The 26873-nt window shown below is 46.8% G+C and carries 18 protein-coding genes; 8 read left to right on the top strand and 10 right to left on the bottom strand.

Annotated features, from left to right (window positions below; translation table 11 throughout):
* Positions 1-56 precede the first annotated feature (56 nt).
* The 5 genes from QUA34_RS19900 to cruG all read left to right on the top strand — a co-directional run bounded on the left by QUA34_RS19900 (position 57) and on the right by cruG (position 11289).
* Positions 57-2948, top strand: coding sequence for a two-partner secretion domain-containing protein (locus QUA34_RS19900; RefSeq protein WP_333389003.1), 2892 nt, complete (start codon positions 57-59; stop codon positions 2946-2948).
* Positions 2949-3013: 65 nt separating this feature from the next.
* Positions 3014-5935: an S-layer family protein gene (locus tag QUA34_RS19895; RefSeq protein WP_333389002.1), complete on the top strand. Its 2922-nt coding sequence runs from the start codon at positions 3014-3016 to the stop codon at positions 5933-5935.
* A 119-nt stretch (positions 5936-6054) separates the two neighbouring features.
* Positions 6055-8670 (top strand): CHAT domain-containing protein, encoded by a 2616-nt coding sequence (locus QUA34_RS19890; RefSeq protein WP_333389001.1) that lies wholly within the window; start codon positions 6055-6057, stop codon positions 8668-8670.
* Positions 8671-8891: 221 nt separating this feature from the next.
* Positions 8892-9833: a gamma-carotene 1'-hydroxylase CruF gene (gene cruF / locus QUA34_RS19885; protein WP_333389000.1), complete on the top strand. Its 942-nt coding sequence runs from the start codon at positions 8892-8894 to the stop codon at positions 9831-9833.
* 244 nt (positions 9834-10077) lie between these two features.
* Complete coding sequence (gene cruG / locus QUA34_RS19880) at positions 10078-11289, top strand: 2'-O-glycosyltransferase CruG (protein ID WP_333388999.1); 1212 nt, start codon at positions 10078-10080, stop codon at positions 11287-11289.
* 122 nt (positions 11290-11411) lie between these two features.
* Here cruG and QUA34_RS19875 read toward each other — a convergent pair whose 3' ends face one another.
* On the bottom strand, positions 11412-12050 hold the full coding sequence (locus QUA34_RS19875) for a pentapeptide repeat-containing protein (RefSeq protein ID WP_333388998.1): 639 nt from the start codon (positions 12048-12050) through the stop codon (positions 11412-11414).
* A 57-nt stretch (positions 12051-12107) separates the two neighbouring features.
* Between QUA34_RS19875 and QUA34_RS19870 the strand changes: the two genes are divergently transcribed.
* Positions 12108-12653 (top strand): phosphatase domain-containing putative toxin, encoded by a 546-nt coding sequence (locus QUA34_RS19870; protein WP_333388997.1) that lies wholly within the window; start codon positions 12108-12110, stop codon positions 12651-12653.
* Between the two features lie 164 nt (positions 12654-12817).
* On the opposite strand, the gene blaOXA is transcribed toward QUA34_RS19870, so the two are convergent.
* The 5 genes from blaOXA to rnhA all read right to left on the bottom strand — a co-directional run bounded on the left by blaOXA (position 12818) and on the right by rnhA (position 16967).
* Entirely contained in the window at positions 12818-13690 is an 873-nt protein-coding gene (gene blaOXA / locus QUA34_RS19865; protein ID WP_333388996.1) for a class D beta-lactamase, read from the bottom strand.
* Positions 13691-13835: 145 nt separating this feature from the next.
* Positions 13836-14249 (bottom strand): MAPEG family protein, encoded by a 414-nt coding sequence (locus tag QUA34_RS19860; protein ID WP_333388995.1) that lies wholly within the window; start codon positions 14247-14249, stop codon positions 13836-13838.
* A gap of 339 nt (positions 14250-14588) precedes the next feature.
* Positions 14589-15053 (bottom strand): DUF3037 domain-containing protein, encoded by a 465-nt coding sequence (locus QUA34_RS19855; protein WP_333388994.1) that lies wholly within the window; start codon positions 15051-15053, stop codon positions 14589-14591.
* Complete coding sequence (locus QUA34_RS19850; protein WP_333388993.1) at positions 15031-15819, bottom strand: HipA family kinase; 789 nt, start codon at positions 15817-15819, stop codon at positions 15031-15033. Before QUA34_RS19850 ends, QUA34_RS19855 begins: the two co-directional genes overlap by 23 nt.
* Before the next feature lie 242 nt (positions 15820-16061).
* Entirely contained in the window at positions 16062-16967 is a 906-nt protein-coding gene (gene rnhA, locus QUA34_RS19845; protein ID WP_333388992.1) for a ribonuclease HI, read from the bottom strand.
* A gap of 81 nt (positions 16968-17048) precedes the next feature.
* Between rnhA and QUA34_RS19840 the strand changes: the two genes are divergently transcribed.
* On the top strand, positions 17049-21875 hold the full coding sequence (locus QUA34_RS19840) for a CHAT domain-containing protein (protein WP_333388991.1): 4827 nt from the start codon (positions 17049-17051) through the stop codon (positions 21873-21875).
* Between the two features lie 136 nt (positions 21876-22011).
* On the opposite strand, the gene rph is transcribed toward QUA34_RS19840, so the two are convergent.
* Together rph and QUA34_RS19830 are read right to left on the bottom strand one after the other, a co-directional pair.
* Positions 22012-22731 (bottom strand): ribonuclease PH, encoded by a 720-nt coding sequence (gene rph / locus QUA34_RS19835; protein ID WP_333388990.1) that lies wholly within the window; start codon positions 22729-22731, stop codon positions 22012-22014.
* A gap of 144 nt (positions 22732-22875) precedes the next feature.
* A complete protein-coding gene (locus QUA34_RS19830) occupies positions 22876-23442 on the bottom strand; it encodes a nucleoside monophosphate kinase (RefSeq protein WP_333389014.1) in 567 nt (188 codons plus the stop codon).
* A 356-nt stretch (positions 23443-23798) separates the two neighbouring features.
* Between QUA34_RS19830 and QUA34_RS19825 the strand changes: the two genes are divergently transcribed.
* The gene (locus tag QUA34_RS19825) at positions 23799-24326 is read left to right on the top strand and encodes a P-loop NTPase family protein (protein WP_333388989.1); all 528 of its coding nucleotides are present in this window, start codon (positions 23799-23801) and stop codon (positions 24324-24326) included.
* 128 nt (positions 24327-24454) lie between these two features.
* Here QUA34_RS19825 and QUA34_RS19820 read toward each other — a convergent pair whose 3' ends face one another.
* Both QUA34_RS19820 and QUA34_RS19815 read right to left on the bottom strand, forming a co-directional pair.
* On the bottom strand, positions 24455-24718 hold the full coding sequence (locus QUA34_RS19820; RefSeq protein WP_333388988.1) for a hypothetical protein: 264 nt from the start codon (positions 24716-24718) through the stop codon (positions 24455-24457).
* 218 nt (positions 24719-24936) lie between these two features.
* Complete coding sequence (locus QUA34_RS19815; RefSeq protein WP_333388987.1) at positions 24937-26436, bottom strand: GUN4 domain-containing protein; 1500 nt, start codon at positions 26434-26436, stop codon at positions 24937-24939.
* Between the last annotated feature and the right edge of the window lie 437 nt (positions 26437-26873).

The raw sequence follows: 26873 nt of genomic DNA, 5'->3' as shown, positions 1-26873 counted from the left end.
AGGTTTTAGCTAACCCGTCGCTATTTTCCTCATCCTAAATTAACAGGAATCAAAAGATGCCCCGCCAATCTTCCGCCCTATTTTTTGCATTCTTACTGCTGTTTCCTTTCCCTGCGATCGCCCAAATCATCCCCGATAATAGCTTGGGTGCAGAAAGTTCACGCACAGTTCCCGACAGGATTAATAATTTACCATCGGACAGAATAGAAGGCGGTGCAACTCGCGGAGTAAATTTATTTCACAGTTTACAACAATTTAACGTGGGTGAAGGCAGAGGAGCCTATTTTGCCAATCCTAATGGGATTGCGAATATTTTTACCCGCGTTACGGGTGGCAACCCTTCTAATATTTTAGGTGTGTTGGGAGTTCAAGGAAATGCCAACTTATTTTTACTCAATCCCAAAGGAATCGTCTTCGGCCCCAATGCTCGGCTAGATTTGCGCGGTTCATTTTTAGCAAGTTCAGCAGATAGCGTAGTTTTCGATAATGGCTATCAATTCAGCAGCAGCAATCCCCAATCACTACCGCTGTTAAATGTCAATATACCTATCGGTTTAAACTTTCGAGAAAATTCCGGAAAAATCATTAACTCTTCAGCAGCACCAGCCTTGAGTTTACCAGAGTTACCTCCAGGGCTCCCGCCGATTTTTAATAACCTTGGCTTAGCAGTGCAGCCCGGACAAACTCTCGCCCTAGTGGGAGGAGATATTGGATTAAATCAGGGAACACTCACTGCATCAACCGGACAAATTTTGCTCGGTAGCGTCGCTAGTCCGGGGATGGTTGGATTGGGGGCAACGCCATTTGGATTAAGTTTAAACTATGACAATATTTCCAACTTTGGTAATATTCAAATAACCAACGGCTCAGCGATCAATACCAGTGGACTCGGTGGTGGCAAAGTCGATATTAGAGGGGGAAATGTCAACCTCAACGGTGGGCGAATTTATGCGCTGACTTTCGGAGATATTGACGGTAGAGGCATCGATATTAATGCCCAAAACTTTCGGGTCGAAGGTGGGGCGCAAATGTTTACGCTGACAGTAGGAAATGGTGCGGGAGGTGCTGTCAACATCCGCGCTACCGATTCAGTAGAACTGATCGGGATTGGAGACGAACTCTATAAAGTGTTTGCTGGTAACTATACGGCAACTGGATCGATCAACCCTTTTGACCCACAAATTCTGCTGCTCTCTGCCACTTCTGGCGCTGGAGCAGTAGGAGACATCACGATTGATACCGGACGGTTATTGATCGACAATGGAACTGTGCTTGGTACCCCCACATTAGGTAGTGGAAATGGGGGAGAAATTATCATGCGTGCCAGGACTGTGGATATAGCCAGTTCAGCAATCAATAGCGGCACAATTACGGGGAGTACAGGCACAGGAGGAAGCATTAGCATTGAGGCAGAACGGTTAAAAGTGCGTGATGGATCGGGTCTGCTCAGCATCACTCGCACTGAAGCAGCATCTGGGAATATCAACATTAAAGCGAATGAATCAGTAGAAGTGCTGCGGGCTCCCGAGGGAAATCCTGTCCCAACCTTGATCGGCACAACCGCAGTCGGCACTAATGGGAAAGCAGGGGATATTAATATCGACACTAAGCGGTTGATTATCTCTGAAGGAGGCGGAATTAGTTTATCTAGCGGCTCGGTTGTGGGCAACCAACCCTTGAATACAACTGCGGGGCAAGGAGGTAATCTAACAATTAAAGCTACTGAGTCAGTAACGGTAGAGGGTAGTTCTGAAGTTTTGGCGAATGGGAGTCGGACTGCTAGTTTCATCTCCGCTGATGCCTACTCTGCTAGTCCCGGAGGGAGTATGAACATTTCTACACCCGTACTGACTCTACGGGATGGGGGAATTATTTCTACGGCATCTTTAGGCGCAGGAGATGCGGGCAGCATTACGATTAATGGGGGTCGTGTAGAAGTTATAGGTAATGGGGGTTCAGGTGAATTTAACAGTCAAATTCAGATTTCCGTTGGGATTGCATCTGGTGTAATCAATCCCAATGCTACGGCGAATGCAGGTTCGTTGAATCTGAATGTCAGGCAATTGATTCTTCGTAATGGGGGAACACTCAATCTGCAAGCATTGGGTTCCGCAGGGGCTGGTAACATTAACGTGAAAGCAGATTCAATTTCCCTTGACAACCAAAGCACCATTGACGGTAGAACTGAATCCGGTGCCGGAGCCAATATTAACCTTGAAGCACGGGATGTCCAGTTGCGCCGAGGCAGCAGAATTACAACTGATGCAGGTAGTTCTGGTGGCGGTAACATCAACATTAAAAGCGATATTCTGGTGACTCTCCCCAACGAAAATAGTGATATTACGGCTAATGCGCGATCGGCTGCCGGTGGTCGGGTTAATATTAATGTCCCCAATGTTTTTGGGTTTACCTCCGTCACTCGTGAACAGGTGCGAGCGACTTTGGGATTAACAGATGCTGAATTTGCAGCGTTGCAAGTAAGTCCGACTTCTCTAATTCCTACCAGCGATATTGCGGCTATTTCCCAAAGTAGCGGCCCGGCTTTGCAAGGTACTGTAACATTTAGTGCTTCTGGGGTGAATCCTGCTCAAGGTTTAGTGGAACTGCCGCAAAATGTGGTCGATTCGGCTGCGTTAATTGCTGCAAATCCCTGCAGGCAAGGGGCCGATAGCGCATTTACCGCTACTGGGAAAGGAGGAGTGCCGCCGAGTCCTAATGATGTTCTCAGCAGCAATTCTAGCCAGTTTAATTGGGTGGAACCAGCGGTAGGTGGAAGTCAGCACATAGAAGGTCAAAGACCATCCCTAGAAATTCGACCAACAGAAATTATGCCCGCTCAAGGTTGGGTAATAGATGAGCAAGGAAAAGTAACGCTGGTAGCGTATAATTCAAGTAATGGTGCATCTCTTCGCAGTCCGAAATCGACCGGTGTTTGCGTACCTCAATAGGTAATCTTCAGGTTTTAGCTACCCGCTCGCTATTTTCCTAATACTAAATTAACCAGACTTAAAAGATGCCCCGCCAATCTTCCGCCCTATTTTTTGCATTCTTACTGCTGTTTCCTGTCCCTGCGATCGCCCAAATCATCCCCGATAATAGCTTGGGTGCAGAAAGTTCGCGCACAGTTCCCGACAGGATTAATAATTTACCATCGGACAGAATAGAAGGTGGTGCAACTCGCGGAGTAAATTTATTTCACAGTTTACAACAATTTAACGTGGGTGAAGGCAGAGGAGCCTATTTTGCCAATCCTAACGGAATTGCGAATATTTTTACCCGCGTTACGGGTGGCAATCCTTCTAATATTTTAGGCGTCTTGGGAGTTCAAGGAAATGCCAACTTATTTTTACTCAATCCCAAAGGAATTGTCTTTGGTCCCAACGCTCGGTTAGATTTGCGTGGTTCATTTGTCGGTTCAACTGGTAGCGGAATTCTCTTTGATAATGGGTTTGAATTTAGTGCAGCTAATTCTAATGCAGTGCCATTGTTAGCGATTAATATTCCTGTGGGTTTAAGATTTAGAGAAAATCCCGGCACAATTGTCAACTCTTCCCAAACAAAGGCTCCTACATCCGCCTTACCACCACTACCCATAGAAATTCCTGCTTTTGAAAAACTCGGTTTAGCCGTAGACCCCGGTCAAACTTTAGCATTAATTGGCGGTGACATTCAACTCCAAGGAGGCAATCTAACTGCTTATACCGGACAAATTCTTCTGGGTAGTGTCAATAGTCCAGGTTTAGTGCAATTTGAACCAACAGCTTTAGGTCTGAATTTAAACTATAACAATATTCAGAACTTCGGCAATATTGAAATGAACGGTGCATTTATAAATACCAGCGGATTAGGAGGTGGGAAAGTCGATATTCGAGGTGGAAATATTAATCTTAATGGTTCAGGAATTTATGGACTGACACTCGGAAATATAAATGGTAGAGGCATTGACATCAATTCCCAAAACTTGCGAGTAGAGGGGGGGTCGCAAATTTTCGCCTCCACATTAGGAGAGGGGAGAGGAAGCGATATCAACATCCGCGCTACTGACTCAGTAGAAATGATCGGGTTGGGAATTGAGGGCTATCAGCAGCTTACAGAAAATTTTCAGACATCTGGAACAGGCAACCCCTTTATTTCGCAAATTGTTCTGTTTACTAGCGCTATTGGCAGTGGAGCAGCCGGAGATATTAACATTGAAGCCGGACGGCTGTTGATGAGCAATGGGGTAGTGGGCGGTGCCCCCACCTTTGGTGCTGGGGATGGCGGAAATCTGACTATCCGCGCCAACACGGTCGAACTCGTCAGTTCAACGCTCTATAACGGAACAACGAACGAAAGCACTGGTCAAGGCGGAAACATCACTGTTGAAGCCCAACGGTTAATTCTGCGCGAGGGCGGTGCGTTTGCCAGCTTCAGCCTTAGTGATGGAGCATCGGGGAATATCGCGATTAAAGCGAGTGAATCTGTGGAATTATCGGGTAGTCTTCCTGTAGGTCTAGGGCAAACTCGGCTCGGCACGAATACTTTTGATGGGAATGGAAAAGGTGGGGATATTAGCATCGACACTAAGCGGCTGAGTGTTTCTAATGGAGCCACAATTAGTTTAACGACGGGTGCAATTTTTGGCGAAGTCGTGTTTTCTACAAGTGGGGGGACGGGAGGAAATTTAACTGTGAGAGCCTCCGAGTCTATAGAAGTGAGCGGCGAGTCAAGATTTTTGGAGAATGCGGGCTATGTAGCAAGTTCTTTTGTTACTCAAACTGCAAGTTCTGGTAGAGGTGGAGATATCCGCATCTCAACACCTAAACTAACTGTGCAGAATGGCGGGGTTATTTCTGCGGCTTCTTTGGGTATAGCAGATGCAGGAGATATTACAATTAATGCCGATCGCTTACAAGTGCAAGGTATTGGGAGCAACAGTGGGTTGAGGAGTGGAATTGAGGCCTCGGTTGGTAGGGCGTTTAATGCTGTAAATCCCACTGCTAGCGGCAATGCAGGCTCGTTGAATTTGAATGCTAATCAATTGATTCTTCGGGATAGTGCAGTTGTTAATGTTCAATCTTCAGGAACAGGTAGAGCGGGCAATATTAACGTTGTAGCTAACTCAATTTCCCTGGATAATAAAAGCATAATTGATGGCACGACTGTCTCTGGTACAGGGGCAAATATTAACCTGCAAGCGCAAGATATTCAGTTACGGCGCGGCAGTAGAATCACCACGGATGCAGGTATTTCTGAGGGCGGTAATATCAGAATTAATAGCGATATTTTGGTAGCTTTACCGCGAGAGAATAGTGATATTACAGCTAATGCTCGCACAGCTAGGGGCGGACAAGTTACGGTCAATGTACCAAATATCTTTGGCTTTACAAGCCTTAACCGCGACCAAGCCAGGAGTAGTTTAGGACTGACTGATGATCAATTTGCAGCGTTGCAAGTAAGTCCGACTTCTCTAATTCCTACCAGCGATATTGCGGCGATTTCCCAAAGTAGCGGCCCGGCGTTGCAAGGTACTGTAACATTTAGTTCTTCTGGGGTGAATCCTGCTCAAGGTTTAGTGGAACTGCCACAAAATGTGGTCGATTCGGCTGCTTTAATTGCGGCAAATCCCTGCACGCAAGAGGCCGAGAGCGCATTTACCGTCACTGGTAAAGGAGGAGTGCCACCTAGTCCTAATGATGCTCTCAGCACCGCTCCAGCGCCGTTTCCTTGGGTAGAAGAGGCAGGAAGAAATGCAACGAGCAATGTAGAGGATTTAACCGATGTAACCGATCGAGGGAAGAAGAAGGAAGAAGGGGAAATCCCCGATCGGGAAGTTGTTCCGGCGCAAGGTTGGGTGGTGAATGCGAAAGGAGAAGTTACGCTTGTTGGATATAATCCGGGTAATGCTGCTGACTCTCGCAATCCTCGACCGGGTTCTGTTTGTGTGCCGCGTTGAAATTAGGTTCTTTTAACCGCAGATGTAGGCGGATTAACGCGGATTAACGCAGATCAAGAATAAGATGTATTGGGGTTAATTAGTATGTGTGTCTGCCGCTGTAATTTTATTTTCTAAATATGAAGTTTACCCGATCGCTCCGGCAAGTAATTCTGTTATTTGTGATTTCCTGTCTGCTAGCAGTTGCGATTCCTCCCGGAGTTGCTCAGGTTAATCCACCACCAGCGGTGCAGCTTGTCCGACAAGCTCGAACTCTGTACCAAGAGGAACGTTTTTCGGAAGCTGTACCGCTATTGCAGCAAGCGGCGACCCAGTTTGAGGCAAAAGGCGAAAATCTCGATCGCGCCACAGCTTTGAGCAATTTAGCTGCAACCTATGGGCAGTTGGGGCTTTGGGAACAAGCAGAAAAAGCTGTAAATTCGAGTTTGTCGGCTGTGCGAACACAAGCCAACACTCGCGAACAGCAGCGGATTTTGGCTGAAACTCTCAATATTCAAGGACAGTTGCAACTTGAAGGGGGGCAGCCTCAAGATGCGATCGAGATTTGGACGCAAGCTGCTAAAATTTTCGAGCAAATTGATAGAAAACCCCAACTTTTTCAGGTTCAAATTAATCAAAGTCGGGCTTGGGAAATTCTCGGACTTTACCCCAGAGCTTGCAAAATGCTGTTAGCTTCTTTTAAGCTGGATAACCAAACTTGCGAAGTTTCGGCAGCGGGTTTGGAAACTTTGAAAAATCAGCCTGTTTCTCTCGAACAAGTCCGGGCAATTCATGCTTTAGGGCGGGTATTGCGGGTTTTGGGACAACTGGAACGATCGCAGGATGTGCTTTCGGCGGGACTCGAAGCAGCCCAAAAATTAGGTTCCCGGCCAGAGGAGGCTGCAATTTATCTCAATCTGGGCAATACGGTACGGGCTAAAAGCAATAAACCCGGTTTGAGACCAGAACAGCGGGGTGATTGGGAACGCTTTGCCCTAGAGTATTATGCTCGATCGATCCAGGCGATCCCGAATCGATCACTCCTACAAATTCAGGCAAAGTTAAACCAATTGAGTTTGTTGCTCGATCGCCAAGATTGGTCTGAAGCAGAAGATTTGTGGCGTTCTCTCGAACCTCAAACCGATCAATTTGGCTCGAACCGCGCCGGACTTTACGCTCAAATTAATCTAGCTCAAAGCTTGATCAAATTAGCTCAGTCGCCTGCGAAAACTTTGAGTTTAAGCGAGATTGACACCATGCTTGATCGCTCTGTCGAAGGAGCAAACAGTTTGGGCGATAAACGAATACAAGCTTATATTCTGGCAGCAAAAGGCAAACTATCGGAAATCCAACAGCAGTATCAGAAAGCGGAAAATCTCACAACTGAGGCTTTGACTTTAGCACCGGCGTTTCAATCTCCCGATATTGCTTACCAATTGTTTTGGCAACTGGGACGGATTCGGAAAGCTCAGGGAAATACAGAAGGGGCGATCGCTCAATATACTCAAGCTGTGAATGTACTATCTTCTTTGCGGGGCGATTTGGTGACAGTCAATCCCGAAGTGCAGTTTTCGTTTCGGGAAAGTGCCGAACCGGTTTATCGGGAATTAGTCGGGATGCTTTTGCAAGAGGAATCTCCCAGTCAAGCTAAATTGAAACTAGCGCGCCAAACGGTGGAATCTTTGCAACTGGCGGAATTGGACAACTTTTTTCGGGATGCTTGCGCTGATGCTAAACCAAAGTCGATCGAGGAAATTGATCCGACAGCGGCGGTGATTTATCCGATTATTTTGAGCGATCGTTTGGAGGTAATTTTGTCAATTCCCGGCAAACCCCTGCGCCGCTACGCTACGAAGAAGTCTCAAGCTGACCTGGAAACTGCCTTCAGACAAGCCAAAAATACCATCAGGCCTGCTTCTTTCCCCCGCGACAGGAGGCTACCGGTTGAACAGGTTTATGACTGGTTAATCCGCCCCGCAGAGGCGGATTTGACCGCCAGCGGGATTAAAACCCTGGTATTTGTGCTCGACGGTTACTTGCGGAATCTGCCGATGGCTGTGCTGCACGACGGTGAAAAGTTTTTGGTAGAAAAATACAATATTGCTTTGGCACCGGGATTGCAGTTGCTGGCACCAAAACCGCTGAACAAAGTCAAGTTAAGAGTGCTTACCGCTGCCCTGTCGGAAGCGCGTCAAGGCTTCTCGGCTTTGCCGGGGGTGAAGGAGGAAGTTCAGCAAATTGCAGCCGAGATGCCGGCGAGTTCGCTGCTGAATGAAGATTTTGTCAGCGGGCGGTTGCACGATCGAATTAAATCTTTGTCTTACCCGATCGTCCATTTGGCAACTCACGGTCAGTTTAGCTCGAATGCGGCGGATACTTTTATTGTGACTTGGGATCAGAAAGTGAATGTTAAGGAGTTCGATCAACTGCTGCGAGCCCGCACTGGGGAGAGACAACAGCCGATCGAACTTTTGGTTTTGAGTGCTTGCGAAACTGCTTCGGGCGATAACCGCGCGGCTTTGGGTTTGGCGGGGGCCGCAATTCGATCGGGTGCGCGCAGCACCGCCGCCACCCTTTGGCAAGTCAACGACGAATCTACAGCTATGTTTATGACTGAGTTTTACAAGCAACTGGCTTCTTCTAAAACCAGCAAAGCTGAAGCCCTCCGCAACGCTCAATTAACTCTGTTGCAAAACCCTGAGTATCAGAATCCGTATTTCTGGGCACCTTTTGTGCTTGTGGGCAATTGGCAATGATTTAAGATGGGGAATCGGGCATCGGGCATCTGACAATTTTAGATTTTAGATTTTAGATTTTAGATTGCTCAGGGCATTGGGCATCGGCGGGCGGTGGACAACCGTCAACTGACAACTGACAACAGTCAACTGACAACTAACTGAAATGCAGTTGGTTTTTTGTTAAAGTTTGTAAACTGTTAAGAGTGCTTTCTGCATCTAATATTTTTTCGAGGAGTCCCATGAAGCAACTTTTGATTGCTGAGCGCTTTTGCTTAATTGCCCACGTCTTGTCAATGGCTTTTGGATTGGCAGGGTTGCTGCTGATTTTACCCCGTCCCGAATTGGTGATGAGTTTGCCACCAGCAGGGCAAACGCTATTCCAGTGGGGGATGGCTGGGGGTGGAGTAGTTTATATCATCTTTGGTGCTGCAGCGGTTGCTCTCTATGCCTTGCGGACGTTGGGTTGGGGTGCAACTCTGGCTTTTTTAGTGCCTTCTGTGTTTTTGTCCTTGAGTAGCGAGTTGCTGGGAACGAGTACGGGTTTTCCCTTCGGCCACTACCATTATTTGAGCGGTTTGGGCTACAAAATTGCAGGGCTGGTTCCGTTTACCATTCCCCTCTCCTGGTTTTATCTGGGACTGGTTTCATACATAATTGCTCGCGCTGGAGTAGCTGGTGGTAAAGGTGAACTCAACTGGGTGCGCCAAATAGGGGCGATCGCCCTTGGTGCTTTGCTGCTAACAGCTTGGGATTTTGTACTAGATCCGGCGATGAGTCAAACTTCTGTGCCTTTTTGGGAGTTTGAGGAACTTGGGGCTTTCTTTGGGATGCCTTACCGCAATTTGGCTGGCTGGATGGGTACGGGGGCGCTATTTATGTCTGTAGCAGCTTTCTTGTGGAGAAAAACACCGATTAAATTAGAGCGATCGGAATTGGGTTTGCCCTTAATTGTTTATTTGGTAAACTTTGCTTTCGGAGCAATTATCACTGTAGTTTCCTTGGATTCTCGGTTCTGGTTCCCGACATCGCTAGCGGTGCTTCTGGGTGTAGTTCCAGCGATCGCGTTAAGCTGGATCGCTAAACCTGCAGCAGGTGACGTAACCGAAACAATGCCGTCTTTGGATACATCTGTTATCACGGCTGAAATTCCACCTCAGCCCGTGGGCGTTTTGCGTAAGTGAGTTGCTAGTAAGCAACCCCGGCTGATTTAGCAAAAATTTACAGTAAATTTTGAGCTAGTTTAAAAACCCGGTTTCTTGTAGAAACCGGGTTTTTCAGCGGCGATATTTTCATTCCCAATTCCTGTAATATGTTTGAGGCCAAAATTTTATTAAATTTTTTAAATTGATATTAGTTACCAAAAAAATGATATGTAAATAAGCTCCCAACCCATATCCAGTAAGTCATTCCCAATTCTTCAATAGTATGGTTTTCCCGATCGCCCCTCACCTGTTCCCCCAATTGCTGACAAGTATCATCCCTGTCGCACTCCTGCTGCTGCAATTGCCCGCCGCCGTAATTCTCCTGTCGCGTTTGATTAAAGGCCCATCGCGCATCCCGCCCCTGGAACCGGATTCGCCGACGCTGGATTTGTTGGGTAGTTGTACTGCGGTGGTACCGACTTTGAACGAAGCCGATCGCATTTCGCCTTGTTTGGAAGGATTAAGCCGCCAAAGTTACGAACTCCGAGAAGCGATCGTGGTTGACAGCTATTCGGTAGACGGAACCGGAGATTTAGTCAAAGCAGCAGCACAAAAAGACCCCCGGTTTCGCTTGATTAACGACGATCCGCTGCCGGCGGGTTGGGTAGGGCGTCCGTGGGCGCTGAATGCGGGTTTTTTGGCAAGTTCCGAGAAGTGCGAGTGGATTTTGGGGATAGATGCGGATACTGTGCCGCATCCGGGTTTGATTGCGAGTTTGCTGAAGACGGCGGCGGCTGGAAATTACGATTTAATTTCACTGTCGCCGCAGTTTATCCTCAAGTATCCGGGGGAGTTGTGGCTGCAACCTGCTTTATTAATGACTTTGGTTTATCGGTTCGGGCCGACGGGGACTGGCGGGGATGTGCCGGAACGGGTGATGGCGAACGGTCAGTGTTTCTTGTGTAAGCGCGAGGTTTTGGTGGCATTGGGGGGCTATGAGGTCGCGAGGGGTTCGTTTTGCGATGATGTGACTTTGGCTCGCTATGCGGCTGCTAAGGGCTTTAAGGTGGGCTTTTTGGATGGGGCTAAGGTGTTGAAGGTGCGGATGTATGAGGGGGCGATCGAGACTTGGAATGAATGGGGTCGATCGCTCGATTTGAAAGATGCTGCTTCGGGCGGTCAAATCTGGGGCGATTTGTGGCTGTTGCTGGCGGTTCAAGGTTTGCCGGTGCCGATTGTGTTGTGCTATTTGCTGTTTGGTTCGCTGCCGCCGGTTGGTGTATTTCCGCACTTTTGGCTGTTGGGATTGAATGTATTTTTGGTTGCAGTGCGATCGGCTTTGTGTTTCGCGATCGCACCTTCCTACGATACAACTGGGGCATCGGGTAAATGGCTGTTTTGGCTGTCACCTTTAGCAGATCCGTTAGCGTTTTTGCGGATTCTCATTTCTGCTTTAAATCAGCCTACTCAGTGGCGCGGCCGAAAGTATGAATAATCGTTAATATTTAATCCCCACACTTTTTTAATAAGTCGCGTATAAGAGAGCGCCAGCGAGAGGCTTTGATGTTTATTGGGTGGGATGGGCAGCAGAACCCGTCCCTGATACAGCCATGATTTTTACTCAACAATCGCCCCATCTAAGCTTGTTTTTCTTAAGTCGGTTCTCGCTAAATTTGCACCTCTTAAATCAGCACCTGTCAAACAAACATTGCTTAAATCTGCATAACTCAGATCGGCACCTTTGAGATTAGCATCCGATAAATCTGCTCCTGATAAATTCGCCCTCAAAAGTTGCGATTTACTCAAATTGCTGCCACTCAAACTTGCCGATTGCATCTGTGCTGCCATTAAGTTTGCTTTGCTTAAATTAGTGCCGCTGAGGTTAGCTAAATTCAATTTAGCATAACTAAAATCAATGTTTTCCAAGCAAAGTTCGCTCAATTGCGCGCATCGCAAGTTAGCATTAATAAAAAACCTGTCTCCAATCGCATAACGGCGCAGCAATTCGTCAACTTCCAGCCGAATTAAAACGGGTTCGCAAGTATTTTGGTAGCACCACGATGTCTCCAGCAAACTAGCGGCTGCTTCAATTGCTACTTTGTCGGATTTAGGGATCACCAAACTATTGCACCCATCCCACTCACCGTTGAGCATGAATGCCATGTCAGAAGCTGCTGCTATTGAGTCGCATAGCAAAACGGTTTCTGGCTTGGGTTGCAGCCAGTTCATTAAGGCGATCGAGCTGTTGTTTTTCACTGTTGATTCAGAATTTGTGCGTCTTTCTTAATTATAGGTAAAAATATTGAAAACAGTATGCACAAATTCGCTGCGGCTTCAGAGAATGAAATAATTGTGTTTGGTGCAGCCAGACCAGGATACCGCGATGCAGAAATTGCTCGCTGGATTGAATTTATGCAGGGGCATAATATCAAGCAAGTTTGCTGCTTGCTTGCTCAGACGCAACTCATCCGCTACACTGATTTACTGGGAACCTATCGGAAAATATTTGGCTGCGATCGAGTTTGCTGGACACCGATTGCAGACTTTGAATTGGTCGATCGCGATATTTTAATCGATCGCATATTGCCGTTCTTGGAATCTGCAAATAGCAAAGGCGAACGGGTAGTAGTTCACTGTTCTGGGGGGATCGGACGTACAGGACAGGTTTTGGCTGCTTGGTTGGTCAGCGGGCGGGGATTGTCTAACAAACAGGCGATCGCAGCAGTAAAAAAAACTGGCAGAAATCCCTATGAAGCAGTAATCGTAGCTTGTTTGAAAGGTCGAAACCCCTGGCTAGTCGTTGAAAAATTTAATGCTCTCTTAGAGGATTGTCGCCTTGCTGCGAGAAATGATACATAGCACTATACCAACTATATATATGTGCCAATTGCGTAAGTCCTAAAAGATTTAAAAGACTCGGCTTCCTACGATCGAACTCAGGCATCGAATAAATGGCTGTTTTGGCTGTCAACGTTAGCCGATCCGCTGGCGTTTTTGCAAATTTTATAGAATAAATAACACACTTACAGCAGCGCAAGATCCTTGAAGCAACGGCGCGTTAACTCGATTCTTGCAGGTGCGTCATTTGGGTTGCGGATGTCAATGTTTGTAGCAAAAAAATAAGCTTTTTTATTCTTCTCTAAATAACCTACATACCAGCCAATTTGAGGCTTTGTTTCTTCTCCAAAGCTTGCCCAGCCTGTTTTTGCCCTAATTGTGTAATCGGGAGTTTTTTCGACAACTAAGATGTCTTTAACCAGAGACAGCGATCGCTCAGAAAAGGGTAAGTCATTTTTGTATAGACGGCGGAGAAATTGAATTTGCTCGTTGGGTGTGATTCGCAGTTCTCCCTCTAACCAGAATTTGTCAATATCGTCTTTGTTACCGATTTTTTGGTTGCCATAACCGACTTTAGCTACCCATTTTTGCATTTGCTCGTGTCCGACTCGGCGGGCGAGAACTTGGTAAAACCAAACGGCGGAAAGTTTCATGGCTTCTCTCATGTTCAAGTCTCGATTCCATGCGGGAATTTGCCTTTGAATTCCATCCCAAGTTAGCACGGCAAGCTCATCTGAAATTACCCCTGTTTCTAAGGAAATCAGAGAGTTGAGAATCTTAAATGTAGATGCAGGTAAAAAAGCTGTGGCGTTACGCTGCGGGTTGTGTTGATAAAGCCGATCGCTATTCAAATCGTAAATCGCAATCGAGCCTTCAACTCCTAGTTCTTGAAAGTGCCGTCCAAAATTCATTGTCTGAGCAACATCTCCTCCGCGTCGTGGAGATTGTTGCACTGGAGGTGGCACGGTTAAGGCTGATTGCGGTGGCTGAACTAAAACAGAAATAATGCAGCCTAATACAATTAAAATAACAGCGATCGCACGAGATATTGGGTTCATAAACTTCGATAATTTAGCCAAATCACAGGCAGTAATGTCACAGGGGCGATCGACTTGTAAGGTGCGTCTGACTTACGCTGTGTAAGAAACAATAAAGGTTTGCCCCTGACGCACCATACTATATATGTGCCGCGTAATTTCTCACCTACAAAACTGCCATAATAGTTAACGCGACCAAACAGCTTAACTGAATTACTAAGCTGAACAACCGAAACTTTGGATCGAGGCCAGCGATGTGAATCGCTGAATGTACCAGCCGAAATAGGATGTACACAACAATCAGCAAATCTACTGCTGTTCCTGAAACACCCCTAACGGTTAGAAGAAAAACAACTCCCAAATACAAAGGCAGGTTTTCTATCAAGTTGGATTGTACTCGAAATAGTCGCCACAGCAAACTGTCGTCGTTTTGTGTGCCGAAATCTTTGGGAGATCCGCCGGCAGATAGATGCCGAATCCTGACTGCTAGCAAGAGGATAACGACTGCGATCGTCCACAAAATGAAAATTGTTAAACCCCAGAGAGGGAAAGTCATATTTGTGTGTTCAATTTGCATCATCTTTCTACCTTGCGAAACTGCTGCTAAGACTTTATAAAAGTTATATCAAATCCTGTAGCATCATCGGGCGTCAAATCCAGCCAACAGCGAAGCCGAAGGGTCAACAATCACCGACGGTGCAACCGGACTCGATTGGATTCATCTGCGTTAATCTGTGTTTATCTGCCCTCATCTGCGGTAAAAAAAAGAGAATGTATTAACCGCGCCGGACAAGGGATTGACGCTGATTCACGCAGATGAAGAGAAAAGAGATATGAATAATTCGGATATTCTGGCTGTTTTTGGAAATCGATAGCTCGCCCAGCAAGCTCAAAGCAGCATCTAACCGACAAGCTGACGCTAACTAGAGTGCGATCGCACCTCCTGAGAGTCATTTCTCACCTCTAGCAACTGAGCCTTTACAGATGGTTTTCGGCATGAGGATCGCACCATTGTATCGAGCAAGTGTTCGATCGCACCCGGTAGATTCTGGCAAAAACCAGTGTGTACGCGCGATGTCTGAACGATCGTGCTGCGGGGTGCTACGAGCCAGTGAAAGCGCTCTCTGTGGGGAAGTTGACCGATCGCGCCAGATTCCTTGCCGCCTGCACAAATGATGGGAATGACTGCTAGGTGATTGCGAATCATTTCCAGATCCAACGTTGAGTCGATGGCCATCAAGCGCTGTTCATCAATTTCGATCCGGGCTTCGAGGAATTTTTTCGTACCGCAGGAAACGATCGCCCCCACGTTGATAAACTCCTCGCGCTCGACTTTGGGAACAACGCGGATAATGGCATAATCATAAAGAAATCGATCTGGCACTAATCGCTTCCTCCAAAAAAATATGTGGTGATTCTAGCCGATTTAGCAAATACTCGATATAAGCATCCCGATGTTGGTTGCTATCGCTGAAAGGAGAATCTCCCACCAGCCAAGTATCAGGAATTAGTTTAACAATGTTGCGAATGATTTCCGGCGTTAGCCTTTGAGTCATCTTGGAATTTGCCGCTTCCAGCGTACTGGCAAAACGCAGTAGAACGTGGTCTTTGATTGGCGGAAAACGATCGCGGCTGCGCGAGAGATAATCTTTCCAAGTGTGCTGGAAGTAGAGGGCTGCACCGTGATCGATCAGCCAAAGCCGGCGGTGCCATACCAGCATATTTGCATTGCGCGGCGTGCGATCGATGTTGGTCACAAAAGCATCGAACCAGACGATTTCTGAGGCCAAATCCGCCTCGGACTTCCCCGCTATCGGGTCAAATGTGATGGAACCGGGGAGATAGTCGAGGGCGAGGTTGAGGCCCGCGCTTGCTCGGATCAAATCTTGAATTTCCGGGTCAGGCTCAGTGCGAGCCAGTTCGGGATCGAGTTCAACAAAGACGAGTTCGGGGATTGGGAGCCCGGAGGCGCGAGCAATTTCTCCCGCCACTAACTCCGCGATCAGAGATTTGGCTCCCTGGCCCGCACCGCGAAATTTGAGCACGTACATACCATCATCATCTGCTTCGACGATCGCGGGTAGCGACCCGCCCTCGCGCAAGGGAGTGACATATCTGGTAGCAGTGACTGTTCGCAAGCTGATACTCATGCTATTTTAGATTTTCTATTTGAGATTTTCGATGAGAAATCACTGATTTTATAAGGGTTTGGATCGCAGGTTTACAGTTGGATTCTTGATTTTAACTAAGACTGATGTTAAGTAGTTTGTTTACTAAAATGATGACTAAAAGGACACAACATTGTTGTGTCCCTACGGAATTTTGCCAAATCTTGCTTTGAGACAGTCATTAGTCATCAGTCATTAATCAACTAATAACTCATGACTAACCACTAATCAGTTGTACTAACGTGGTCGATTCTCTCTAATTGCCAGAGAATTTGGTTGCCCTCGCGCCGCACCCGCGAAACTACCCAATTCCGCCAAACCCAGTTGTCTCCACGACTGGTGACAGCGCTGGCATTTACATCCATCAAATCAGCCAGTTCAGAACTGGTAATCAAGTAGCCTTTCGTCGCAACCTCGTCGGCGATGTGCAACGTTTCGATCAGATTGCGGAGGTCCTGAACCCTCACCTCGCGGGGCAAGTTCTCCAGGGTATCGGCAGTTGAATCCATCATGGTAGAGTTGGAGATCGGAAGGTCAGAAGTTATGACATAGGATTCTATCGTTTTGTTACCAGTTACGTCCGTTTCTTCCGAAACAATTGTGTTGTCAAAGTGTAGGGGCGGTGCCCCCGTGCCCGCCCCGGCCTCGTCTCCCGTTGGTTTCTGCTGTTGCAGTTGGGGAGTGAGATTGTGCGAGAAGCTGCGGGCGATTTCATCGCATCTGTCGTTGTAGAAGTCGCCGGAGTGGCCGCGGACGTGTTCCCACTTGATTTGTCGGGAATTCAGCTTGTCTAGCCGGTGCCAAAGGTCTTGGTTGACAACATCTTTGCCCGTTGAGGTTTTCCAGCCTTTATTTTTCCAGCCTTGAATCCATTTAGTGATGCCGTTTTTAACGTATTCGCTGTCGGTGTAAACGGTGACTGGTTCGGTTTGACCGGAATTGGCAAAAAATTCCAGCGCAGCGACGGCAGCCTGCATTTCCATGCGGTTGTTAGTGGTTTGGGGGTCTGCACCTCCGAGTTCGTGACACTTGCCGTCGGCGAAGCAAACTACTGCACCCCAGCCACCTGGGCCTGGGTTGCCGGAACAAGCGCCGTCTGTGTAGAGGCTTTTGATTTTGGGAGTTGTCATGAGCGAATTAATGTGTAATTTAGAGGTAAGTTGTTTGCAAGTGCAATAATTAAGGCAATTGAGATAGTTTTACTTCCTGCTATGAAAAATGCCAACTTAAAGATTAAAAAGGTTGCGCTATTTATTTGTCCCTTTTCTTTGTTAATTTTTAATACTTTCGCGCAAGCACAGCCCATAGTGCCTGCTGCAGACGGTACGGGTACTGTTGTCACCCCGATCGGCAACCGTTATGATATCAACGGCGGCAGTTTGTCGGGAGACGGCGCGAATCTTTTTCACAGTTTTGGGCAGTTCGGCTTGAATGAAGGTCAAATTGCTAATTTTCTGACTAATTCGGCTATTCAAAATATATTAGCTCGAATTGCTGGCGGGGACGCTTCGCTAATTAACGGTTTAATTACTGTCACGGGCGGCAATTCTAATCTGTTTCTAATTAATCCTGCGGGGATTGTGTTTGGCCCGAACGCGAGTTTGAATGTGCCGGCGGCTTTTACTGCAACTACTGCTACTGGTGTTGGTTTTGGTTCAAATTGGTTTAATGCTGCGGGTACAAATAATTTTAGCGCCTTGGTTGGTACGCCAAATGCTTTTTATTTTGGTGCGGGTGTACCGGGAAGTATTGTTAATGCTGGCAATTTAGCGGTGACTCCTGGGCAAAATTTGGCTTTGCTTGGCGGTACGGTTGTTAGTACCGGGCAGTTGTCGGCACCAGGCGGGCAAATTACTGTTGCTGCTGTTGGGGGAGATCAGATTCTCCGCATTAGTCAACCAGGGCATTTGTTGAGTTTGGAAATAGCAACGGGTGGAAATTTTGGTAATTCTCAACAGACTTTGAATCCTATTTCTTTGCCGCAGTTGCTGACAGGTACTGGGCAAAATCAGGCGGCGGGTGTTGCGGTTGCGGATGACGGTTCTGTGCGGCTTGTGGGTTCTGGTTTGCAGGTGAATTCTGGGGATGTGGCGATTGCTGCTAATGTGTCTGGGCTGCCGCAGTTGAATGCGGGAAGTGCGAATTTATGGGCTGCGGAAAATCTCACGTTAGCGGACGCTAGGCTGCAAACTACGGGGGATTTGAGTTTGCTGGGTGGGGATGCGGTGCGGGTCAGGGACAGCGCCCAGAATCCTTTTTTGGCGCAGGCTGGGGGGAATTTATACATTCAGGGATCTCGCACTATTGATATTCTCACTCAAAATGCGATCGGCGGCTTATCTCTTCCCGCGCAATTCCAAAGTGGCGGGAATTTGAGTTTGGTTAGCAACGGCGTTATTTCGGGGGATTCCCACTTTGTTTCGGGTGGCAATTTTTCGATTCGGAATCTATCGGGAATGCCGGGAAACTTTGTCAGTTTATTTGACCCGATTATCAGTTCGGAAGGAGATGTTTTCTTTGGTGATTATACCGGAGTTTCGCTGAAAGTCGAGGCGAAGGGGAGTATTGTTGGCGAGGAAATTACAATTACCGGCCCCGATATTGCATTGGGTAGGGAAAATGTGAGTGGTGATCCAGATATTGCTATTTTAACCAGCAGTCCGGCCTTAATTCTGCGGGCTGGAGTGCAAAATTTGGCCAATTCTCCTAATGTTCCTAATTCTCCTACGGATACTCCGGGTGATAATGAACAACCTAATCCTTTAGGTGACGATGCAATATTTACTCCTGCGTCTATTTTATCGAATAATTTGATTTCTGTTGAAAATATTTCGGCTGGCGGGCCGGTGATTTTGTCCGCGCCGGGAAGTATCGCAACTAGAGATATTAATGGCGGTCAAATTAATCTGGCAAGCAGGGAAGCAGGAGTGATTGTTGGGGGCAGATTAACGTCTAGTTCGATAATTAATATTCAAGCTAATGACAATATTATATTGACAAGTGACATTTCTCGTGCTGATATCAACGGCAGTATTAGTCTGAATACTGTTCGAGGCAATATAGTAACAGGGTCGATCGATACTGGGACTTCCGGGGCGATCGCACTCAGAGCTTTTGGCAATGTTAATTTTGGGACTTTGCAGGGATCTAATGTTGAGATTACCAGTAATTCCGGTGAATTGGGAGTTTTGAGCGATCCGAATATTATAGTCCCCAATACTGCACCAGTAAATATTACAGCAACTGAAAATATCAGTTTGACAGGTTCTAGGGACTTAACGGTAGGGAATCTCACCGCTGCGACTGTCAATGCTAGCAGTACGGGGAGTGTCCGCACGGGAGCGATCACTACTACCGGAGATGTCAGAATTGTAGCGGGACAGCTAATCAACACAGGGATAATAACTGTTAATCCTGCCGCCACAAATCCAGTTAATCGGATTCCCACAGTAAATCTGGATGCCCAAACTAATATTAATGTTGCATCGATCGATGCTGGCACTGGCACTATTGCTTTGAGAGCATCCAGCGACTTAAATGCAGTGAATTTGCTAGGAGGAGCAGTTGAGGTCAATAGCGATGGGGGAAAAATTGCGATCGGCAATACTACATCCCTTGGGAACATTAATATAACAGCTTCTGGCGATGTAACTTCCGGAAATTTGCAGGGACTGGGAGTGAATGTCAATAGTAACTCGGGAACAATTCAAACTGCAAATACCACAGCCACTCGGAATATTAATGTAACAGCTTCTGGTAATGTAAGTTCCGGAAATTTGCAGGGAGAGGGAGTGAATGTCAATAGCACTAGCGGGAATCTGCAAGTGGCCAACATCACTGCAACAGAAAATATCACTGTCAGAGCGTTAGATAATGTGAATACGGGTAATTTGCAGGGAGTCGCTGTTGATGTTAATAGCAGTAGGGGAAGTGTCAGCACTGGCAATATAAATGCTGCGGAAATTGTGAGTATTTTAGCCGCAAACGAAATCACAATAGGGCGAATAAATGTTAATCCTGTTGTTAGTGCCGATCGCACTTCTACAGTAAATCTTAACGCTCAAAATGATATCAGTGTTGCATCGATCGATGCTGCGGGCGGTAATGTTGAGATCGCAACTCCGGGTTTAGTTCGAGTGACGGGTACTTTTGACCAAAACGGGACTCCTGTTAGCATCTCGACTCTTGGCGACACTCAACCCGGTACAGTTACGATCCGCCACGGCGGTGGCGATGTCACTCCGCCGACGGCTTTTTCGGTGGGAGATGCGACGACTAACGGTACTGCGGGGGCGATCGCCAGCAATGCTTCAGGTACGATTACTCAAGGGCGATCGTTCATAAATTCTTACACTCAGGGCAATAGTGCGATCGTCACTACCAACCAACCAACCATCAACGATCCCATAGATCAACCTAATCCCATAGATCAACCTAATCCCATAGATCAACCTAATCCCATAGATCAACCTAATCCTATAGATCAACCTAATCCCATAGATCAACCTAATCCCATAGATCAACCTAATCCCATAGATCAACCTAATCCCAATAACCCCAATTCGCCGCCAATATTACCAAGGGATAGATCGCGATTTGATAGAGGGCGATCGCTTTTTCCCGATCGCAACCAACCCTTTAGTCGCGAACAGCGGCAGAACCAAAACAGAATATCGCGAGATATAGGAAAACCGCGAGACAGGATGCCACCCGAAAGAATGCAATTTCCCAGAGGACTCAGAAATTTCATCGATTCAAAAATCAGAGATTCAGTTATTCAGTCAGCATTTCGCGGCGACATCGGCAGGACTTTGGAGGCAGGGAAAATATCGGCAGCTTTGTCTCTACTGGACAAATCTTTCAGCCAAGAATTTGGGGAATATTTAGGCATCAACATCAGGGACGAGTTGGTATCCCCAGAGGAAATTCAAAAAAAGTTAGCATCGGTAGGCGCACAAACTGGTACAAAACCCAGCTTAATTTATCTGTTCTCGCAGCCCGAAGAATTAAATTTAATGCTGATCACTTCTTGCGGTGAAGTGGTTCACAAAAGTGTGCCCTCAGCGAACCGGCAAGAACTTCTGAAAGTTGTAAATGAGTTCAGGGGTGAGATTACCAAACCGGGCGTGCGGGCTACTACGAGTTATCTACCATCTTCCCAACAGCTTTATAAGTGGATGATTGCGCCTTTAGAGGACAGTTTGAAAAAGTGCGAAACGGATACTATTTCCTTTGTTGTCGATCGAGGTTTGAGAGGTATGCCCTTTGCTGCTTTGCACGACGGACAGCAATTTTTGGTGGAAAAGTACAATCTCAGCCTGATGCCCAGCATTAATTTAACAGATACTCGCTACGTAGATCTCAGAAATTCTCAAGTTTTAGCAATGGGTGCCTCGGAATTTTCCGACTTGAATCCTTTGCCTGCAGTTCCTGCTGAAATAGCGGCTATTTCCCGAGAGTGGCCGGGAGTTAGTTTTCTGAATGAGGATTTCACTTTGGAGAATTTGAAGCGACAGCATCAAAGCCGACCTTTTGGGGTTATTCACTTAGCTACTCACGGCGAATTTCGACCTGGAGTACCGAATAATTCTTTTATTCAGTTGTGGAATAGTCGGCTGCGACTGGATCAATTGCGGGATTTGAGATTGAATGATCCGCAGGTGAATCTGTTAGTTTTAAGTGCTTGTCGGACTGCGGTGGGAGATGCACAGGCGGAGTTGGGTTTTGGGGGTTTGGCGCTGCAAGCGGGGGTGCAAACGGCTTTGGGGAGTTTGTGGTACGTGAGTGATGAAGGTACTTTGGGATTGATGAGTGAGTTTTACCAGCAGTTGAAGACAGCGCGAATTAAGGGGGCGGCGCTGCGACAAGCGCAAATTGCGATGTTGCGGGGAGATGTGCGTTTGGAGGGTGGCCGATTGCGGGGTTTGAGTCGGGGTGAGGGGGTGGAGTTGCCGACTTCGCTGCAAGGGTTTGCGGATTTAAAGTTGTCGCATCCTTATTATTGGTCGGCTTTTGTGATGATTGGGAGTCCTTGGTGATTGGTGATTAGTGATTGGTTATTGGTTGTATATTAATGATTTTTCGGGAAAAGTCGATCGCCCGCAAGCAAGCAAGTTCTGACTGAAACGAAGTATTATCGTAAAAACCCGGTTTCTTGACTCCCATGCGTAACTCCTACTCAACCAAAGCCTGTCGCTGAGCCTCCAACAATTCCTGAATCCCGATTTCTGCCACATCCAAAATTTGATTTAACTGACTCCGACTGAAACTTCCCTCTTCCGCAGTTCCCTGAATTTCTATGATATTCAAATCTCCATTCATTACCACATTACAATCAATTTCAGCCGCCACATCTTCAAGATAATTCAAATCTAAAAACGCCTCGCCTTCCAAAAGACCCACAGACACGGCCGCCACTTGACGAATCAGGGGCGATCGCACTAAATCACCTTTTTGTACCAACTTATTCAAAGCATCAGCCACAGCCACAAACCCGCCAGTAATTGAAGTCGTGCGAGTCCCTGCGTCCGCTTGCAAAACATCCGCATCCACAAGTATTGTGCGTTCTCCCAATAATTGCATATCCAAGCACGATCGCAAACTGCGCCCAATCAACCGCTGAATCTCTTGAGTCCGTCCCGATAATTTCATAAATTCCCGCTCTTGTCGCTGCGGCGTAGATCCCGGCAACATTCGGTATTCCGCTGTCAGCCAACCTTGTCCGGTATTCTCCAGAAATCTAGGCACTCCCGGCTTGATTGTAACGCTACAAAGTACCTGAGTATCGCCACTTTTCGCGAGTACGGAACCGCTAGCAAATTTAGTAAACTGTCGATCGAAACTAATCGGACGAATTTGATTTGGTTGTCTGCCATCTGGACGTTGAAAAGACATAATATTTAGGTGATTGGTAATGGGTAATTGGGCATTAAAAATTTAAAACTTGGTATTAATCTTCCGGTTTTTTGGATTCGTTAAATATGCAGTCATTCAATCTAAAATCTAAAATCTAAAATCTAAAATCTAAAATCTAAAATCTTATGCCGATTGGCCCTTAGCCTCGATCAATTTGAGAAGATCCTGCTGGACTTGTTCTGGGGATTGGTCGCCATCGACAGTTAACAGTTTGTTGCGATGCTCGTAATAATCTAAAATCGGGATAGTTTGCTCGTGGTATAAATCGAGCCGACGCTGTAAAATTTCAGGATGGTCATCCGATCGATCGCGCTCGATCGACCTGCTCAGCAAAACCTCGATCGGCACTTTCAGCCAAACGGCCCAATCTAGCTCCTGCGCCAACTCATCTAATAAAAAATCCAACTCCTCAGCTTGAAAAGCCGTTCGCGGATAGCCCTCCAACACCCAGCCATTAAAGACATCCCACAGCAGCAGCCGGCGGCGAAAGAATTCAATCATAGTTGCATCGGGAACTAATTCCCCTCTTTCGACATAAGACACCGCCAGCTTGCCTAAATCTGTGTCTTCTGCGATCGCCTCCCGTAGAATGTCCCCCACCGCCAGCAAAGGAAGGCTCAAATTGCTGCACAGTAGTTCAGCCTGAGTTCCCTTTCCCGCTCCTGGCCCTCCCAGAATCACCACTCTCACAGTCCCTGCTCCTAGTGCCGCGACATTCAAATTTTACGCGATGTATGTACCTTTTCTGAAAAGCCCTGGACCCAGCAAGACTCTCATCACCTTGGTTTTTCACCCTATAACTGTATAAATGTCAAGCTCCACCCCGTATTTCGGTAAAAAACCCCGTTTCTGCCTAAGTGCTAATAGAGTTCAAAAATCGAACAAACGACTGCGAATGCCACTGCCGCGAGCTTTTGACAACTTGTATATCTAGTGTTCGATCCGATGTGCACTCGGCCCACTACACTATATATTGTCAAGCAGGCTTCAGCCACGCCAAGGTCGAAGCTGCACTCAAGACTTAGTTGCTGATTAAATATTGCCCTATGGTTGCTCAGTTACAAACCCCTACACTCAATTTAACCCCCAGCTTGCCCTACACAGTTCAAGGGCTGGTGCAAGTCTTTACAGGCCCGCACCGCTGCTTTTTTACCAGTGTCATGGCTCAAGCCCTCAGAATTGCAGGACAGGGAGCTCCGGTGTTGGCGGTGCAGTTTCTCAAAGGGGGAATTAATCAAGGGCATCAGCATCCGGTGCGGCTGGGGCAAAATTTAGATTGGGTGCGCTGCGATTTGTCACGCTGCATTGAGAATGCCGATTTAGATGAACTGGAGACGCGATCGATCGAACAATTGTGGCAGTATGTTCAAAATGCGGTGCGCGAAGGTCGTTATTCCTTAGTTATTCTCGATGAATTGAGTTTAGCGGTTAATTTGGGCTTGATTCCCGAAGCCGAAGTGGTGGCATTGATTGACAAAAAGCCGCATCATTTGGATATGATTTTTACCGGGCCATCCATGCCCCAAAGAATTTTGGATGTTGCCGACCAAATTACTGAAATTCGCCGCAGTTAAGGACAATGATTCAAGTTGCGATCGCCTTTTTAGCGGTCGCATTTTTTATGTAAAAAAACAGTATCTAAAAAAAGAGGCGATCGCTTAGCTCAAAGAGCGATCGCACGCTGATCAATTTACCAGCGACGTTACGCTTGAACTACCGGATCGAACACAACACTCAATCGATCTGCAGGCACCATCCGCTTGAGAATTTTCAAGTGACCGTCTGCATCAGACCAACTGCGAAACTCACCCACAACCACCTTTTCCACATTTGGAAGCGAGCGAACTATAGTCCACGGCTTGAGACGTTTTTCTTGCAACATACTAGATAAATCTCCTTGGTAAATTGGAGCCAAAGCCAGTCCCCATCGTTTGCCACGGACGAGGACTGGCTTTTGACTTTGCAAACTTGCCCTTCTCTAAGAACATAGCACAAAAAAAAGGGTTTGTGATTATATCTTATTTTCCCCTTTTTTTAGAGCTAATTTCTACATAACAAATGATTAAACTCAAAACTTGTTAACTCTTTAATTCACAACTCAAAACTATTTCATGACTAACACTTCGACTTCGCTTGGGGTGCAGCCTAACTAATAAATTTTGCCTTCTACCTTCTACCTTCCTTCTACAAATCCCGCCGCGACAGCAGAAACCAGATCCCACCCAAACCCAAAACACCGCACAAAACCCCGCCTTCCCACCCAAAAACAGTCCCCCCCGGCAAATGTCCCGGCTTTGCTTTAGAAGTAAAATTCAGCTCCGAATAGTATACCCACTGGCTGTTAACTCGCCAGCCCACTCGATCGCCAAACTTCTCCCAAACTGTAGCATCATAAACACCAGGCTTTCCCCCCAACTTGAGCCACAAACCCTTTTGCACAGAAAAACCGAATCTGCGGTGACTGTGCCGCACCCAAAGTTGATCGATAGTCTGCAAATCCTTAGCTGGAAACTTCCTAATATCTTCCTCACTCAAATAACCCCGTGAATTTTGCTGCATCACCTCCAGCATTTTCACAGAAGTTTCCTCATCAGCACCACGCCAATTTTTAGCAGCCAGCAGCCTTGCCAAGTGAGAATAATCAATACCTTTTTCCGACTCTAAATTCACAGAAATTAGCGGAGTCTCAGTCACAGGTTGAGTCGGTACAGAAGGACTAACAACAGTTGCCTGCTGCGACTTTTCCAGCACGGGGACAACAACAATAGGAGGTTTTAAAGCATCCAAAACTTCCACAGCCGATTTGTAGCGATCTTTAACATATTCCTGAATCAACTTATCCAAAACCTGACCTAAATCGTCGCTAATTTGTGTTCCTTTTGGCAAAGCCTCCCTCCACAGCCACCGGCCTTCAAGCGGATCGTAAAGGTCATCGTGAATGTCCCCGTAGATATCGAGATAAGGCATAACAGAAGTCAGCAAGCGAATGCAAGTCACCCCCAAACTATAAAGGTCGCTAGCAGGAACAGCCCTACCGTGACGCTGTTCTAGAGCCGCGTAGCCAGGAGTTCCCAACTTAGTTCCTGTTTTGGTCGGAGCAGCAGCTACTACCTGTTTGGAAACCCCAAAATCTATCAGCACTAACTTACGATCGCGAGATCGGCGGATCACATTTTCAGGCTTAATATCGCGGTGAATTACATTGCGGTCGTGAACAAACTTCAATAAAGGCAACAAATCTAACAGCAGTTCGCAAGTTTTAATTTCGCTATAAGCACCGTACTTATCTAACTCATCCTTTAAATTATTGCCATCAATAAACTCTTGGACTAAATACAAGCGTCCATCTTCCTCAAAATAAGAAATTAACTGAGGAATTTGCGGGTGCTTCAGTTCGTATAACCGCCTTGCCTCTTGTTCAAACAGTCGAACATATTTTTTAAAATGACCGGGTTTCCGCTGAAACTCTTGAGGGGGCGACAACTGTTTGATTACGCACAATTCCTCAAATTTGCCATGATTAACAGCTCGGAAAGTCCTACCAAATCCCCCATCGCGCAGCGGTTCAGTTGCTGCATAAAGGTCTTTTAGCAGCAGCTTTGAACCACAATTAAGACAATACTTTGTGCCTGGTGGGTTCTGACGCTTGTCTCTTGGGCAATCGAGATTAAGGCAGTATGTCATATATTAAAAAAATGCGAACAAAATTATACTTAGGGTTTTATATTATTCAAGAGTCCGATCGCGAGCTGGTTTTTGTAGAGGCGAGACCTCGAACCTTACGGAGGCGGCAGCCACCTTCGCCATCAGAGGAGGCGCTCTCACCAGACTGCCCCTGAGCAAGTATAACTCTCTTGAGGGTTTGACCTCAAACTCGAAGTCCTCATCTAACCTTAGACTCCGATCCGTGCAATACATTTGATTTAGCGGTCAAATAGCCACCAGATCAAACACAAATAGTAATTTATTACCAGCCCCGTGAACTCTGCAACGCCAAAAAAACTGAGGATTCCGCCTGAGATATAATTTTATTGCCAGAGAGAAGCACAGTAACGGGAGCCACAGCTTCCGTCAATTTCGATCTGCTTTAATATTTTAGCAGCATAATTTATTAGCTAACC

Source organism: Microcoleus sp. POL10_C6 (assembly GCF_036701585.1).
Taxonomy (GTDB): domain Bacteria; phylum Cyanobacteriota; class Cyanobacteriia; order Cyanobacteriales; family Microcoleaceae; genus Microcoleus.
This window is presented reverse-complemented; position numbering and strand designations above follow the sequence as displayed.

Excerpts from the sequence above, each read along its gene's own strand:
- QUA34_RS19900 (WP_333389003.1), top strand. The coding sequence starts at position 57 with ATGCCCCGCCAATCTTCCGCCCTATTTTTTGCATTCTTACTGCTGTTT.
- QUA34_RS19895 (WP_333389002.1), top strand. The coding sequence starts at position 3,014 with ATGCCCCGCCAATCTTCCGCCCTATTTTTTGCATTCTTACTGCTGTTT.
- QUA34_RS19890 (WP_333389001.1), top strand. The coding sequence starts at position 6,055 with ATGAAGTTTACCCGATCGCTCCGGCAAGTAATTCTGTTATTTGTGATT.
- cruF (WP_333389000.1), top strand. The coding sequence starts at position 8,892 with ATGAAGCAACTTTTGATTGCTGAGCGCTTTTGCTTAATTGCCCACGTC.
- cruG (WP_333388999.1), top strand. The coding sequence starts at position 10,078 with ATGGTTTTCCCGATCGCCCCTCACCTGTTCCCCCAATTGCTGACAAGT.
- QUA34_RS19870 (WP_333388997.1), top strand. The coding sequence starts at position 12,108 with ATGCACAAATTCGCTGCGGCTTCAGAGAATGAAATAATTGTGTTTGGT.
- blaOXA (WP_333388996.1), bottom strand. The coding sequence starts at position 13,690 with ATGAACCCAATATCTCGTGCGATCGCTGTTATTTTAATTGTATTAGGC.
- QUA34_RS19860 (WP_333388995.1), bottom strand. The coding sequence starts at position 14,249 with ATGATGCAAATTGAACACACAAATATGACTTTCCCTCTCTGGGGTTTA.
- QUA34_RS19850 (WP_333388993.1), bottom strand. The coding sequence starts at position 15,819 with ATGAGTATCAGCTTGCGAACAGTCACTGCTACCAGATATGTCACTCCC.
- rnhA (WP_333388992.1), bottom strand. The coding sequence starts at position 16,967 with ATGACAACTCCCAAAATCAAAAGCCTCTACACAGACGGCGCTTGTTCC.
- QUA34_RS19840 (WP_333388991.1), top strand. The coding sequence starts at position 17,049 with ATGAAAAATGCCAACTTAAAGATTAAAAAGGTTGCGCTATTTATTTGT.
- rph (WP_333388990.1), bottom strand. The coding sequence starts at position 22,731 with ATGTCTTTTCAACGTCCAGATGGCAGACAACCAAATCAAATTCGTCCG.
- QUA34_RS19825 (WP_333388989.1), top strand. The coding sequence starts at position 23,799 with ATGGTTGCTCAGTTACAAACCCCTACACTCAATTTAACCCCCAGCTTG.
- QUA34_RS19815 (WP_333388987.1), bottom strand. The coding sequence starts at position 26,436 with ATGACATACTGCCTTAATCTCGATTGCCCAAGAGACAAGCGTCAGAAC.